The 14,286-nt window shown below is 70.5% G+C and carries 12 protein-coding genes; 7 read left to right on the top strand and 5 right to left on the bottom strand.

Features of this window, described 5'->3' with window-relative positions; genetic code table 11:
• The first annotated feature begins 77 nt into the window (after positions 1-77).
• Both RAC69_RS12205 and RAC69_RS12200 read left to right on the top strand, forming a co-directional pair.
• On the top strand, positions 78-1,076 hold the full coding sequence (locus RAC69_RS12205) for a putative oxygenase MesX (RefSeq protein WP_375087038.1): 999 nt from the start codon (positions 78-80) through the stop codon (positions 1,074-1,076).
• 14 nt (positions 1,077-1,090) lie between these two features.
• A complete protein-coding gene (locus RAC69_RS12200; RefSeq protein ID WP_375087037.1) occupies positions 1,091-2,122 on the top strand; it encodes a methionine synthase in 1,032 nt (343 codons plus the stop codon).
• A 53-nt stretch (positions 2,123-2,175) separates the two neighbouring features.
• Here the strand turns inward: RAC69_RS12200 and RAC69_RS12195 are convergent, their stop codons facing one another.
• Complete coding sequence (locus RAC69_RS12195) at positions 2,176-3,108, bottom strand: LysR family transcriptional regulator (protein ID WP_341935493.1); 933 nt, start codon at positions 3,106-3,108, stop codon at positions 2,176-2,178.
• A gap of 71 nt (positions 3,109-3,179) precedes the next feature.
• Between RAC69_RS12195 and RAC69_RS12190 the strand changes: the two genes are divergently transcribed.
• Positions 3,180-4,910: an L-aspartate oxidase gene (locus RAC69_RS12190; protein ID WP_375087036.1), complete on the top strand. Its 1,731-nt coding sequence runs from the start codon at positions 3,180-3,182 to the stop codon at positions 4,908-4,910.
• 102 nt (positions 4,911-5,012) lie between these two features.
• Here RAC69_RS12190 and RAC69_RS12185 read toward each other — a convergent pair whose 3' ends face one another.
• Positions 5,013-5,366, bottom strand: a complete 354-nt coding sequence (locus tag RAC69_RS12185) for a hypothetical protein (RefSeq protein ID WP_375087035.1) — start codon at positions 5,364-5,366, stop codon at positions 5,013-5,015.
• 103 nt (positions 5,367-5,469) lie between these two features.
• Here RAC69_RS12185 and RAC69_RS12180 point away from each other — a divergent pair, with 103 nt between their 5' ends.
• Together RAC69_RS12180 and RAC69_RS12175 are read left to right on the top strand one after the other, a co-directional pair.
• A complete protein-coding gene (locus RAC69_RS12180; protein WP_375087034.1) occupies positions 5,470-6,966 on the top strand; it encodes an L-serine ammonia-lyase, iron-sulfur-dependent, subunit alpha in 1,497 nt (498 codons plus the stop codon).
• Positions 6,967-7,018: 52 nt separating this feature from the next.
• Entirely contained in the window at positions 7,019-7,774 is a 756-nt protein-coding gene (locus RAC69_RS12175) for an AAA family ATPase (RefSeq protein WP_375087033.1), read from the top strand.
• 89 nt (positions 7,775-7,863) lie between these two features.
• On the opposite strand, the gene hrpB is transcribed toward RAC69_RS12175, so the two are convergent.
• From hrpB to RAC69_RS12160, 3 genes are all read right to left on the bottom strand, one after another.
• Complete coding sequence (gene hrpB, locus RAC69_RS12170) at positions 7,864-10,422, bottom strand: ATP-dependent helicase HrpB (protein ID WP_375087032.1); 2,559 nt, start codon at positions 10,420-10,422, stop codon at positions 7,864-7,866.
• Between the two features lie 120 nt (positions 10,423-10,542).
• Positions 10,543-12,141: an SPFH domain-containing protein gene (locus RAC69_RS12165; protein ID WP_375087031.1), complete on the bottom strand. Its 1,599-nt coding sequence runs from the start codon at positions 12,139-12,141 to the stop codon at positions 10,543-10,545.
• A gap of 271 nt (positions 12,142-12,412) precedes the next feature.
• A complete protein-coding gene (locus RAC69_RS12160) occupies positions 12,413-12,841 on the bottom strand; it encodes a MarR family transcriptional regulator (protein ID WP_341935486.1) in 429 nt (142 codons plus the stop codon).
• A gap of 244 nt (positions 12,842-13,085) precedes the next feature.
• Here RAC69_RS12160 and RAC69_RS12155 point away from each other — a divergent pair, with 244 nt between their 5' ends.
• Together RAC69_RS12155 and RAC69_RS12150 are read left to right on the top strand one after the other, a co-directional pair.
• On the top strand, positions 13,086-13,781 hold the full coding sequence (locus RAC69_RS12155) for a helix-turn-helix transcriptional regulator (protein ID WP_375087030.1): 696 nt from the start codon (positions 13,086-13,088) through the stop codon (positions 13,779-13,781).
• A gap of 59 nt (positions 13,782-13,840) precedes the next feature.
• A complete protein-coding gene (locus RAC69_RS12150) occupies positions 13,841-14,251 on the top strand; it encodes a VOC family protein (RefSeq protein ID WP_375087029.1) in 411 nt (136 codons plus the stop codon).
• Positions 14,252-14,286 lie beyond the last annotated feature (35 nt).

Below are 14,286 nucleotides of genomic sequence, written 5' to 3'. Positions count from 1 at the left end.
TCCGCTTTCCACCGCACCATGGATGCACAGACTTCCGCGCGGCCGATCCGGTCGCTCAGCCAGCAGATGGGCCGCTCATGGCGAACGACTTCACGTTCCACATCACCACCACGCGCTTCGACGAGGACTACACGCCCTCCGACGACTCGCGCATCACGACGAACTTCGCGAACCTCGCGCGCGGCGAGCACCGCCGGCAGAACCTCCGCAACGCGCTCACGATGATCGACCGGCGGTTCAACGACCTCGCGCACTGGGACAACCCGACCCGCGACCGGTACACGCTCGAGCTCGAGATCGTCTCAGCCGGCCTGGAGTTCACCGCCGACGGCGAGGACAAGCGGTTCCCGCTGCTCGAGGTCCTCGACATCCAGATCGTCGACCGGCAGACCGGACGACGTCATCACGGCATCGTCGGCAACAACTTCTCGTCGTACGTCCGCGACTTCGACTTCAGCGTGGTGCTCCCGGCGGCGACGGAGGCGGCGGGCCGGTTCACCGTCCCGGACGACTTCGGCGACCTGCACGGCAAGCTGTTCCGGCACTTCCTCGACTCCGAGGCGTACCGCGAGCGCTTCACGACCTCGCCGGTGATCTGCATCAGCGTGTCGACGAGCAAGGAGTACCGCCGCACCGAGAACCACCACCCCGTCCTCGGCGTCGAGTACGTGCAGGATGACGAGGGATCGCTGACCGACGCCTACTTCGGGAAGATGGGGCTGCGGGTGCGGTACTTCATGCCTCCGGGGAGCGTCGCACCGCTCGCGTTCTACTTCGAGGGCGACCTGCTCACCGACTACTCCAACCTGCAGCTGATCGGCACCATCAGCACCATGGAGACGTTCCAGAAGATCTACCGCCCGGAGATCTACAACGCGAACTCCGCCGCCGCGAGCATCTACCGGCCGACGCTCGACCAGCAGGACTACTCGTCGACCCAGATCGGGTACGACCGCGAGGAGCGCAACCGGCTCGCACGCTCGCAGGGCCGGTACACCGAGGAGCACTTCGTGAAGCCGCACCGCGACGTGCTCGCGCGGTGGGCCGCCGCCGACGACACGGCCGCGGCCGCGTGACCCGCAGGCGCATCGTGAACTCCCTCCTCCCCACCTCGATCGTGGGCAGCCTCCCCAAGCCGTCCTGGCTCGCACAGCCCGAGACGCTCTGGTCGCCCTGGAAGCTCGAGGGCGACGCTCTCGTCGAGGGCAAGCAGGATGCTCTGCGCAGCGCCGTGCAGGAGCAGACCCGCCGCGGCATCGACATCATCAGCGACGGCGAGCAGACCCGCCAGCACTTCGTCACGACGTTCATCGAGCACCTGAGCGGCGTGGACTTCGACCAGCGCGAGACGGTGCGCATCCGCGACCGGTACGACGCGAGCGTGCCCACGGTCGTCGGCGCGGTGAGCCGCGAGAAGCCGGTGTTCGTCGACGACGCGACGTTCCTCCGCCAGCAGACCGACCAGCGGATCAAGTGGGCGCTGCCGGGGCCGATGACCATGATCGACACGCTGTCGGACCGGCACTACCGCAGCCGCGAGAAGCTCGCCTGGGAGTTCGCGACGATCCTCAATCAGGAGGCGCGCGAGCTCGAAGCGGCCGGCGTCGACGTCATCCAGTTCGACGAGCCCGCCTTCAACGTCTTCTTCGACGAGCTGAAGGACTGGGGCGTCGCGACGCTCGAGCGCGCGGCCGAGGGGCTGCGCGCCGAAACCGTCGTGCACATCTGCTACGGCTACGGCATCAAGGCGAACACCGACTGGAAGGCGACGCTCGGGCCGGAGTGGCGTCAGTACGAGGAGTCGTTCCCGCTGCTGCAGAAGTCGATCATCGACACCGTCTCGTTGGAGCGCGCGCACTCGCACGTGCCCCTCGACCTGATCGAGCTCATCCGAGGCAAGAACGTCATGCTCGGCGCGATCGACGTCGCGAGCGAGACCGTCGAGACTCCCGAACAGGTCGCCGACGTCCTGCGCGAGGCGCTCGCCTTCGTGGATGCGGACAAGCTCGTGCCGAGCACGAACTGCGGCATGGCTCCCTTGCCCCGCGGAGCAGCCCTCGCGAAGCTGAGCGCGCTCAGCGCCGGCGCCGCGATCGTGCGGGACGAGCTCGCTGCCTCCTGACGCCGCATCGCGTGGGCGACGCGTTTCCGGCCCGCACCGGGCGGCGGATGCCGTCAGTCGAGCAGGCTCGTGATCGCGGGGTCGCGGCGCGCGACCTCGGCGGCGGTCGCGACGATGACCTCGCGCATGGCGGCGACGGCGACCGCGGGGGTGACGTCGGCGCGGTGCGCGAGGCTCACGGTGCGCCGCATCATCGGGTGCGTGAGCCGCACCGACCGCAGCGCTGGCTGATCGAGCAGCACCATCGCGGGTACGACCGCGACGCCCACTCCGCGTTCGACGAAGCGGAGCACGGCATCCATCTCCGCCCCCTCGAGCACGTGGTTGGGCGTGAGTCCGGCCGAGCGGAACGCGGCATCCGTCGTCGCACGCAGCTCGTAGGTCTCGTCGAGCGCGATGAGCGGCAGCGTCGCGAGGTGTTCGAGGCCGATGGCCGGGGTCACCGCGACGGGAGGCTGGGATGCCGCGGAGACGACGACGAGTTCCTCCGTGAGCAGCTGCATGCGGCTGAGGCTGAAGCCGGAGGGGGGCGGTCCGTCGGACTCGGTGATGAGGGCGATGTCGACGGCTCCGACCGCGAGCTGCTCGACGAGCAGACGTGATCCGCTCTCGACGAGGTGCAGATCGACGCCGGGGTGCGAGGCGTGGAACGTGCTGATGGCCTCGGCGACGAGGCTGATGCAGAGGGTGGGCGGCGCTCCGAGCCGCACCCGACCACGGCGGAGGCCGGCGAGCTCGCCCATCTCCTCGCGGATCGCCTCGGCCTCCGACAGCATCCGCTGCGCGCGGGGGAGCAGCGCCTCGCCCGCCGCGGTCAGGTTGATGTGACCGCGTGCGCGGTGGAACAGCTCGGCTCCGAGCTCGCGTTCGAGCGTCGAGATCTGCCTGCTCAGCGAGGGCTGTGCAAGATGCAGGTGCTCGGACGCGCGGGTGAAGTGCCCCAGACGGGCCACTTCGACGAACCCCCGCAGCTGCTCCAGATTCATGCCTGCAGTCTATCGATACCAGTAGAACAATGCATTGGAGTTATTAGGGCTGCCTAACTAGCGTCGAAGGCATGAGTACACGCGAACGGCAGATCTCCACCACGGTCCTCGTCATCGGGACGGGCGGGTCGGGTCTCCGCGCGGCGATCGAGGTCGCCGAGCACGGCGTCGACGTCCTCGCCGTCGGCAAACGCCCCCGGCAGGACGCGCACACGTCGCTCGCGGCCGGAGGAATCAACGCCGCGCTCGGGACGATGGATGCCGACGACACCTGGCAGCAGCACGCCGCGGACACGATCAAGGAGAGCTACCTGCTCGCCAACCCGCACACGGTCGAGGTCGTGACGCAGGGGGCCGAGCGCGGCATCCGTGATCTCGAACGCTGGGGCATGGAGTTCGCGCGCGAGGACGACGGCCGCATCTCGCAGCGCTTCTTCGGCGCGCACACCTTCCGCCGCACCGCGTTCGCGGGCGACTACACCGGTCTCGAGATCCAGCGCACCCTCGTCGCCAAAGCCGAGCAGCTCGACGTGCCGATCCTCGACAACGTCTACATCACCCGACTCCTCGTGCGCGACAATGTCGTCTTCGGCGCGTACGGCTTCGACCAGGCCGACGGCACGCGCTACCTCATCCACGCGGATGCCGTGATCCTCGCCGCGGGCGGCCACAACCGCATCTGGCGACGCACCTCGTCTCGGCGCGACGAGAACACTGGCGACTCGTTCCGCCTCGCGGTCGAGGCCGGCGCCCGGCTGCGCGATCCCGAACTCGTGCAGTTCCACCCCTCCGGCATCATCGAGCCGGAGAACGCGGCGGGCACCCTCATCTCCGAGGCGGCGCGCGGCGAGGGCGGCATCCTGCGCAACGCGCTCGGGGAGCGGTTCATGGAGAAGTACGACCCCGAGCGGATGGAACTCTCGACCCGCGACCGCGTCGCTCTCGCCGCGTACACCGAGATCGCCGAGGGGCGCGGCACCGAGAACGGCGGCGTCTGGCTCGACGTCTCGCACCTGCCGCGCGAGACGATCATGACCCGTCTGCCTCGCGTCTACCAGACGATGATGGAGCTGCAGATGCTCGACATCACCGCCGAACCGATCGAGATCGCCCCCACCGCGCACTACTCGATGGGCGGCGTGTGGGTGCGCTCGGAAGACCATCAGACCGACGTCGACGGCCTCTACGCGATCGGCGAGGCGTCGAGCGGACTCCACGGCGCCAATCGTCTCGGCGGCAACTCGCTCGTCGAGCTGCTCGTGTACGGACGCATCGTCGGCCAGGCCGCGATGGCGCACGCCGCCGGGCTCGACGCGCAGAAGCGCTCGGCGGCCGCCGTGGCGCAGGCTCGCGCAGAGATCGATGACCTGCTGGCCGCCGACGGACACGAGAACGTCCGCGCACTGCAGCGCGCGATCCGCAACACCATGACCCAGCACGCCGGGGTGGTGCGTTCGGAGGAGGGGCTGCGCGCCGGTCTCGCCGACCTCGACATGATCGAGGGGCGCATGGAGGACATCGGCATCCATCCCGACATCGCCGGGTTCCAGGATCTCGCGCACGCCTTCGACCTCAAGGCCTCGGCGATCGCGGCCAGGGCCACGCTGGAGGCCGCGCGGGAGCGGCGTGAGACCCGCGGATGCCACAACCGCAGCGACTACCCCGACACCGATCCGACGCTGCAGGTGAACCTGGTGTGGAGCCCGGGCACGGGTGTGACGCACGAGCAGATCCCGCCGATCCCGGACGAGATCGCCGAGCTCATGCGCGACGTCGACACGACGGGCAAGCTCGTCGAATAGTTCCCCGCACTCGTCCCGGTCGCGTCGCGTGCCGTCCCCGCGCCCTCGGAGCGGCACGATCTGCGACCGGAACGCGGGCCCTGGGGTGGGGTAGGAGCCGCCTCAGTCGCCCTGGTCCGTCTGCGGACCGTCGATGACCCCGATCCCGACCGCCTGATGGTCGGGCTCGGGGTCGTCTCGCTTCGGGGCCTTCGGCTCCTCGCCGGGCGACTTCTCGGTGCTGGGCTCTTCGAGCTCCTCGGTGCTCGGCACCTCTTCGGGGTCGGCGTCCTCCGGAGACTCTGCCTGCTCGGGCGTCTCAGCCTGGCCCTCGGTCAGGTTCTCCGACTCGCTCTCGTCGTCGGGGGAGACCGCCGTGATCTCGCCGGCGTCGCCGGAGGACGGGGTCGGGGTGGGCGCCTGAGCCTCGCCGTCGAGGTCGGTGGCCGGATCCTGCTCGGGTGTGGTGTCGCTCATGATCATCCCTTTCGCGTGGGTGGACGGATTCAGGATGCCGCGGCCTCGCCGTCGCGGGAAGGGGCTTGACGACCGCATCCGTCCGACGACGTACGCTGGTCGGGTGACAGCGTACGTCTCGGCCTTCGACCTCTTCTCCATCGGAGTGGGGCCTTCCAGCTCCCACACGGTCGGACCGATGAGGGCGGCTCTGGAGTTCGCCAGGCGGCTCACGGCGACCGGCGCGATTGATCGCGTCTCGCGCGTCGGCTGCACCCTGTTCGGGTCGCTCGGCGCCACCGGCATCGGCCACGGCACGCCGGATGCGGTCGTCGCCGGACTCCGCGGTCTCGAACCCGAGACCTGTGATCCGGCTGCCGTGCGCTCGGCGTGGACGGACTTCCCCGACGGCGGACGGCTGCTGCTCGACGGCACGCACGAGGTGGCGTTCGCGAAGGACGACATCGTGTTCGCCCCGCGCACGCGCCTGCCCGGTCACCCGAATGCGATGACGATCACGGCCTGGGATGCCGCGGGCTCGACCGTCGCTGAGGAGACCTACTACTCGGTCGGCGGAGGCTTCATCCGCCGCGACGGGGAGGAGGCGAAGCTCGCCACGGCCCCGCTGCCGTACTCGTACGCCGACGCGGCATCGCTGCTGGCACTGTGCGACGAGTACGGCCTGTCGATCGCCGAGGTCGCACGACTCAACGAGACCGCGATGCGCGGCGAGGAAGAGGTCGCCGCGGGGCTCGACGCCATCTGGGACGCGATGTCGGGCTGCGTCGACGCGGGGCTCCACAGCGACGGCATCCTGCCCGGCATCCTCAAGGTGAAGCGGCGGGCGAACCTGATCAGGGAGCAGCTCGAAGAGGTCGAATCCGAGGGGCACCGCGAGCTCCCGGGTGAATGGCTGGGTGCCTTCGCGCTCGCGGTGAACGAGGAGAACGCCGCAGGCGGACGCGTCGTCACGGCTCCGACGAACGGTGCGGCCGGCATCCTCCCCGCCGTCGCGATGTACTGGTGGCGGTTCCTCGCCGATTCCGGCCTCGGCGCGGGCAACGCCGTCACACCCTACGGCGAACTGGTCGGCAGCGCCCTGCTCGGCTTCGGCGCGGAGGCGTCGCTCGTCGCGGTCGGCGCGATCGAAGACCCCGACGCGGTCGCCGAGGCGAACCGTCGCCGCGGCATCCGTCGGTTCCTCCTCACCGCGACCGCGCTGGGCTCGCTGTTCAAGGCCAACGCGTCGATCTCGGGAGCCGAGGGCGGGTGCCAGGCCGAGGTCGGGTCGGCGTGCGCGATGGCCGCGGGCGGACTCACCGCCGTCATGGGCGGTACGAACCGGCAGATCGAGAACGCCGCCGAGATCGCGATGGAGCACCACCTCGGGCTGACGTGCGATCCGATCGCCGGCCTCGTGCAGATCCCGTGCATCGAGCGCAACGCGATCGCCGCCTCGACGGCGGTGACCGCCGCGCGCCTCGCTCTGCGCGGAGACGGCAGTCACTACGTGTCGCTCGACGCGGTCGTCGAGACGATGCGGCAGACCGGCATGGACATGTCGACGAAGTACAAGGAGACGAGCGAGGGCGGCCTCGCGGTCAACGTCATCGAGTGCTGACCGGGCCGAACCCGGAGATGCCGATGTCTGCGGTCGCCCGTAACGTCGGAGCATGGAGTCGATCTGGGAGCCGGGCAGCAGACGGAAGCGCGAGCAGCCCATCGTGGCGGTCCGCGCAGCGGACGATGCACCCGAACCCGATGGTCGCTGGCCCACGAGCATCGCGGCGGTCGCGCAGGTGCTCCGCGAGGGGATCGACCTCGACCCCGGTGTGACCTTTCTCGTCGGTGAGAACGGCAGCGGCAAGTCGACGATCGTCGAGGGGATCGCCGTCGCCTACGGACTCTCGCCGGAGGGCGGTTCGCGCCAGGCGGCGCATCGCACCCGGCCGACCGAGTCGCCGCTGTCGGAGTGGCTCCGACTGCAGCGCGGGGTGGGGGCGAACCGCTGGGGGTTCTTCCTGCGCGCCGAGACGATGCACTCGTTCTACACCTACCTCGAAGACAACCCGTCGACGAGCGGACCGGATGTGCCGTTCCACGAGATGAGTCACGGCGAGTCGTTCCTCGCGCTGCTCGAGAGCCGCTTCGACGAGCCCGGCTTCTACTGCCTCGACGAGCCGGAGGCGGCGCTGTCGTTCCAGTCGACGCTCGCGCTCATCGCCGTGCTGCAGCGCATCGTCGACGAAGGCGGGCAGGTGCTCTGCGCGACGCACTCGCCGGTGCTGGCCGCTCTGCCGGGGGCGAAGATCCTGGAGGTCGGGGAGTGGGGAATCCGCCCGGCCGAGTGGGCCGACCTCGAACTCGTGAACCACTGGCGCTCGTTCCTGCAGGACCCGCCCCGCTACCTGCGACACCTCCTGGCCTGAACGTCCTCGCGCACGGCCCGTTCCGCGGGTCGTTGAGCGAGCGGACCTCTCTTGCGGGCCGTTGAGCGAGCGGAGCGACACGAAACGTCCTACCCCGACTCCCGCGCGGTGCGGTTCTTCGTCCATCGCGTCGGTGCGGCGGCCCACGGGTCCTCCGGCCAGGGGTGCTTCGGGTACCGCCCGCGCATCTCGGCCCGCACCTGCGCGTAGGGACCGGACCAGAACGAGGCGAGATCGTCGGTCACGGCGAGCGGACGGCCGGCCGGGGAGAGCAGGTGGAACAGCACCGGGACCCTCCCGTCGACGAGCCGCGGGGTCTGCGCCCACCCGAAGCACTCCTGCAGCTTGACGGCGACGACGGGGCGGGCCGACTCCTCGTCGATCGCGGGGTAATCGATGCGGATGCGGGATCCTGTCGGAACCTCCAGCCGCTCCGGTACGAGCTCCTCGAAGCGGGTCGCCGCCGGCCACGGCAGCAGTCGGCGCAGCGCGGTCGCGAGGTCGATCCGAGCCGCAGGGGTTCCGCCGGCGAGCGCGTCGAGCTCGGACGCGAGCCAGCTGTCGAGAGACGCGAGCAGTCCGGCATCCGTCACCTCGGGCCACGGGTCGCCGAGCTCGCGTCGCAGCAGAGCCAGCCGACGACGCAGCGCGTCGGCCGTCTCCGACCAGGTGAACACCGAGAGGCCGTCGCGGTGGAGCGCCCGCCGCACGGCATCCCGTCCCTCGTCGATCGTCGGACGGACGGGGGCCGACGACCGCAGGATCGCTCCGATGCGCCGTTCGCGTCTTGCCTGCACGCGGCCACCGACGAACTCCGCTTCGACACGGTCGGTCATGAGGTGGCTCGCGGCGATCTCGCGCTGCGGCTCGGTGAGGACCGCCGCGGCGCGGACGATCGCGCCGGAGCCTGCCGCCGCGCGTCCGCCGGCTCTGGTGACGTCGGCGACGGCGATCCACTCGGCCGCTGCGAGCGTGCCGCGCACCCCGGCGCGGGTGCCCGACGCGAGCAGGAACGACGCGCCGTCGGCCGCGCGCTCCACCCGCTGAGCGATGCGCTCGGGGAAGGCGAGGGCGATCACCAGTCCCGTGCCGTCGAGGTCGGAGCGGATGCCGGGCGTCGGCGGCACCAGTCGCTCGAGGCGATCCGCGTCGCGCCGCCAGCGACGCGCCTGCGCCGTGCCACCACCGCGCAGGGCGACCAGAGCCTGCGCGACATCGGCTTCGGCGACGCGCACGTCGCCTCCGAGCAGCGCGACGACCTCCGCCGCGAGCGATGCCCCCACGACGGGGCTGCCGTCGCGCAGGGCGCGGGCGAGTCGGGGGTCGGTGGGGACGCGTGCCAGTGCACGGCCTTCGGGGGTGGCGCGTCCGTCGTCGTCGACCGCGCCGAGGCCGTGCAGCACCGTGATCGCATCGGCGAGGTTGTCGGCGGGCGGCCGGTCGACCATCCGCAGTCCCGCCCCGCCCGGCGCGCCCCAGCAGGCGAGCAACAGGGCGGCATCCGCGAGGTCTGCCACCGCGATCTCGGGGTCAGGGCGAGCGGGGGCGGCAGCGTACGTGCGCTCGTCGACGCAGCGGATCACCGTTCCCGGACTCTGCCGCGTGGCGCGTCCAGCTCGCTGCACGCAGGAGGAGCGGGGAGCCGCGGTCGTCACGAGACCGGTCATGCCTCGGGCGGCATCACGCTGAGGGTGTCGAGCCAGGCAGCTGTCGACCACCAGTCGAACCCCGGGAACGGTGAGCGACGACTCCGCGAGCGAGGTCGACACGATGATGCGCGGGGGTGCGCCCGGTGCGCGGCCGCGGATCACGGCATCCTGCTCCGCCGCGGGGATCTGCCCGTGCAGCTCGCGCACGTCGAACCCGTCGGCGGTGGCACTGATGCGGCGCGCGATCTCGCTGACCTCGCGCGCGCCCGGCGCGAAGACGAGCACGTCGGCTGCGGGGTCGTCGTGTCGGAGATCGCGGGCAGCGGATGCCGCGGTGTGCGCGACATGATCGAGGAATGCCCACGTGACGCCGCGCTCGTCGAGGCGGGGCGCGGCACTCGGCGCCCAGCGCTCGGTGAGAGGGAAGGCGGGTACGTCGTGGTCGACGACCGGGGCGGGCGCGTCGTCCGTGCCGAGCACGGCGGCGAAGCGCACGGCATCGAGCGTGGCCGACATGGCGACGACAGCCAGGTCGTCGCGCAGCTCGCGCACCTCCGACAGGAGCCCGATCAGCAGGTCGGTCTCGAGGGCGCGCTCGTGTACTTCGTCGAGGATCACGGCATCCACTCCGTCGAGACCCGGGTCGTCGAGCATGCGGCGCAGGAGCACGCCCGCGGTGACGAACTCGATCCGTGTCGACGGACCGACCGCGCTCTCGCCGCGCACCGTGAACCCGACGCGCTCGCCGAGGGCTGAGCCGTCGAGATGCGCGAGCCGACGCGCGGCCGCTCGGGCGGCGACGCGGCGCGGCTGGGTGACGATGACGCGTCCGCCCGACCGGCTCGCCAGCAGCGGCGGCACGAGCGTCGTCTTGCCCGTGCCGGGAGGGGCGCTGACGATCACAGCCTGACTGCCGTCGAGAGCATGCGACAGGTCGTCGACAGCCGTCGCGAACGAGAGTCCCGCGCCGATGGCGGCGAGGTCGAAGGCGGCGGTCACCCCTCCAGTCTGCCGCGTTGAGGCGCGGCGGGTGGTGGCGCCCGGAGCGAAGCATCGACACCCGACGAAACAGCGGATGCCGCGACCGGCTCGGCCGCGGCATCCGCTGTTCTCGTGCTGTTACTCCGCGGCGGGAGCCGGCGGGGCCGGCGGCGGAGGCGTGGTGGGCTTCGGTGCGCGCTTCGCGGGAGCGGATGCGGATGCCGCGGCCACCCCCTCGCCGATGCCGCGACCGACGGCCTGGCCCTGGATGATCGAGGCGAGGTCGAGTCCGGTGGCGGAGCTGACGCTGTCGAACACCGACTTGAGTGCCTTGGCGCTGTCGGCGCCCACGAGGTCGGAGGCGCCGTCGCCGTTGCCGCCGATGATCGAGACGCTGCCGATCGTCGAGTAGCCCTTCGCGAACTCGGCCATGATGGCCGGGAGGGTCTCGAGCACGCGCTGCGAGAGGAAGGCGTCCTGGTTCGACGCGATGGCCTTCGCCTCGGCCTCGACCGCGGCGGCCCGCGCCTCACCCTCGGCGCGGATGGCGTCGGCCTCCGCGTTCGCGCGCAGACGACGTGCCTCGGACTCGGCCTCGGCCTGGGCGCGCAGCGCGTCGGCCTCACCGGTCGCGCGGGCGATGGCGGCTGCGGCCTCACCGTCGGCCTTCGCCTTGTCGGCCTGAGCCTGCTGCTCGGCGATGCGGGTGCGGGCCTCGGCCTGCTTCACCTGCTCGATCGCGGCCGCCTCTGCCGCGCGCTCACGCGTGTACAGCTCGGCCTGGGCGCGGGTCTCGGCCTCGTACCGCTGTGCGTCGGCGACGCGCTTGACGTCGGCGTCGAGCTGAGCCTGCCGGTTCTCGGCCTGTTGCTGCAGAACGGCCTGCTCGGCCTGGGCGCGGGCGAGCTGCTCGGCCTGCTCCGCCTCGGCACGTGCACGACCGATGCCGGCGTTGGCGTTGGCCGTGTTGGTGTCGAGCGCGGTCTGCTCGACGAGGTTCGCCTCCTGGTTGGCGATGTTCTTCTGATTGATCGCGCGGTCGGCGTTCGTCTGCGAGATCTCGGCCGACTGGCGCTTCGCCTGGATCTCGGGAGCACCGAGCGACTGGATGTAGCCGACCTTGTCGGTGATGCCCTTGATCTGGAACGAGTCGAGGATCAGGCCCTGCTCGGCGAGCTCCTGCGAGACGTCGGCGGCGATCTGGTCGGAGAACTTCTTGCGCTCGCGCATGAGCTCGACGACCGACAGCGTCGCGACGATGCCGCGCAGGGCACCCTCGAGCTGCTCGGTGGTGAACTGCTCGATGGCCTTGTCCTGCGAGGCGAATCGCTCGGCGGCGCGGCGCACGAGGATCGGGTCGGAGCCGATCTTGACGATCGCGACGCCGTCGACGTTGAGGGTGACGCTGTCGAGCGACTGCGCCTCGGCGTTCAGCGACACCTGCCGCGAGCGCAGCGAGATGATCTCGTGGCGCTGGGTGATCGGGTTGACGAGCGACTTGCCGTTCACGATGACCGTGACGGGCGACTCCGACATCTCGTCGCGCGTCGTGCCGTCGGTGCCGATGACGGCGCGGGCGACCTTCTGCTTGCGACCCGAGATGACGAGTGCCTCGTCGGCTCGGGCGACCTTGATCCAGCTGCGGGCGAACAGCAGCAGGATGAGCAGGACGACGACGGCGGCGACGACCGCGATCCCGACGATGACGAGGATGCCGACGATTCCGGCGATCTCCATGGATGACCTCCCTGGTTCCCCCCGAGGGGGTGGTCCGCGGTCCCGGCGCGAGATGCCGGGACTCGCTTCCACCCTGCCAGAAACCGGCTCGTGCCCGCGCGGGGAGAATTCCCCTCGGGACGATCACGGTTCCGAAGGAGATCGCACGTATCGAAGGAGCTCAAGCCGCGGATGCTCCGTCGTTACGCGAGATCTCCCTCGTTGCGCGCGACGACGAGGGCAGGAGGATGCCGTGTCGCGGACGGCGGAGAGGGGCGGAGGATGCTGCGCGTCAGCGCCCGCGGAGCTTCTGCGCCAGGTCGCGCAGGGTGCGCAGCTCGGCATCCTCGAGCACCGACATGCGGGCGGCGATCGATCGGCCGTGCACGGTGGCGACGCTGCGGAACGCCCTCGCCCCGGCATCCGTCGCTCTGATCAGCGCGCCGCGACCGTCATCGGGGTCGGGGCACTTCTCGACGAGTCCGCGCGTGACCATGCGGTCGACGAGCCGCGAGACGCTCGGCTGGCTGATGAGCATGTTGGCGGTGACGTCGCGAAGACGCGCTGACATGTCGGGGGAGCGGGTGACCGTGAGGAGCACGTCGTACTCGGCCTGTCCGAGGTCGGAGTGGTCGAAGTCGGCGTTCATCTCGGTGAACAGCTCGTGCTGTGCGCGGAACAGGCTCTCCCAGGCCTCGAGGGCGAGCTTGCGATCGGTCATGGGAAAAGAGTACGGCAACAGTAAAGGGCCGGTCGGAGAGGCTCCCGACCGGCCCTTGTCCCTTGCACCAAGAGTGTCCTGCAATCACATGAGGTGGATGCCACAGCAAACATTCACCGTGCGATCACTCTATAACGGCGAGATAACGAATGCAACGGTTTGGTCACGGAAATCTGAAGCGCGTCAACGGGGCGCTCGTCGCGTGTGACCGAGTCTCCGCGGCCGAGGCATCGATGATGGAGAGGTGAACCGCACCGATCGTCTGTACGCCCTCGTCGAGGAGTTGCGCGCGGCGTCGCCGCGACCCCGCAGCGCGCGCTGGCTCGCCGAGCGGTTCGAGGTGTCGCGGCGGACCGTGGAGCGGGACCTCCTCGCGCTGCAGCAGGCGGGGCTCCCCATCTGGGCGGAGCCGGGCCGGACCGGTGGATACGTCATCGACGCTGCCGCGACCCTCGGCCCGGCGGGCTTCACTCTCGACGAGGCGATCGCCGTGCTGATCGGGCTCGGGGCGCTCCGTCGGAGCCCGTTCCGACAGTCCGCAGCGACGGCCGGGAGGAAGATCCTCGCGGTGATGCCGAGTGACGACGCTCGGCGCGCCAGAGCACTCGCGTCACGAGTGCATCTGCTCGAGCCGGACGAGGAGATGTCGACGCCCCCATCGTTCGCGTCCGCGCTCAGAGCGGGTCGCGTCGTGCGTCTTCGGTATCGGAATCCCGCCGGCCGGGAGTCGGTGCGCGAGGTCGAGCCGCTGGGGTCGATCGGGAAGGAGGGCTACTGGTACCTGATCGCCTGGTGCCGACTGCGCGACGGCGTGCGCGCCTTCCGAGGCGACCGGATGCTGTCGGTCGAACTGACGGACGAGGTGCTGCAGCCGCGGATGCTGCGCCGGGAGGATCTCGGTATCCAGTACGGGCGTCTGCGATCCGTCGTCGACGACTGAGGCAGCGCGGAACGATTCGCGGAAACACCGACACGACGGTGTCGCCGAGGGCGGCGAGCATGGTGTCACTGCACTCGCCCACTCCCCGGAGGTACGTCATGTCGTTCTCGTCCATCCGCATCATCACGCACGATGTCGATCGGCTCGCCGCGTTCTACGAGCGCGTGGTCGCAACCGCGCCCGAGCGTCCGGCGCCCGTCTTCGCCCGGTTCGCCGGACGCGGCGCCACGCTGGCGATCGCCGACGTCGAGACGATCGGGATGCTCGGTGATGCCGTGTCCGCGCACGCGAACCAGTCGGTGCTCGTCGAATTCGAGGTCTCCGACGTCGACGAGGAATTCGCACGGCTGCGGCCGAAGTCGACGGACGTCGTCCTCGCTCCCACGACGATGCCCTGGGGGAACAGGTCGGCACTCATCCGAGACCCCGACGGCAACGTCGTCAACCTGTTCAGCACACCCGCCCCCTGAGGTCGTCAGGGAGTCCGATCTCCGGCTGCTCGCCC

The sequence above is a fragment of the Microbacterium sp. LS_15 genome, assembly GCF_041954735.1.
Classification (GTDB): Bacteria; Actinomycetota; Actinomycetes; order Actinomycetales; family Microbacteriaceae; genus Microbacterium.
The sequence above is the reverse complement of the archived record's forward strand: the minus strand, read 5'-3'. Positions and strand labels throughout refer to the sequence as shown.

Coding starts and splice junctions, on each gene's coding strand:
- RAC69_RS12185 (WP_375087035.1), bottom strand. CDS start 5,366: ATGAGCGACACCACACCCGAGCAGGATCCGGCCACCGACCTCGACGGC.
- RAC69_RS12160 (WP_341935486.1), bottom strand. CDS start 12,841: ATGACCGATCGCAAGCTCGCCCTCGAGGCCTGGGAGAGCCTGTTCCGC.
- RAC69_RS12175 (WP_375087033.1), top strand. CDS start 7,019: ATGGAGTCGATCTGGGAGCCGGGCAGCAGACGGAAGCGCGAGCAGCCC.
- RAC69_RS12165 (WP_375087031.1), bottom strand. CDS start 12,141: ATGGAGATCGCCGGAATCGTCGGCATCCTCGTCATCGTCGGGATCGCG.
- RAC69_RS12205 (WP_375087038.1), top strand. CDS start 78: ATGGCGAACGACTTCACGTTCCACATCACCACCACGCGCTTCGACGAG.
- RAC69_RS12195 (WP_341935493.1), bottom strand. CDS start 3,108: ATGAATCTGGAGCAGCTGCGGGGGTTCGTCGAAGTGGCCCGTCTGGGG.
- RAC69_RS12190 (WP_375087036.1), top strand. CDS start 3,180: ATGAGTACACGCGAACGGCAGATCTCCACCACGGTCCTCGTCATCGGG.
- RAC69_RS12150 (WP_375087029.1), top strand. CDS start 13,841: ATGGTGTCACTGCACTCGCCCACTCCCCGGAGGTACGTCATGTCGTTC.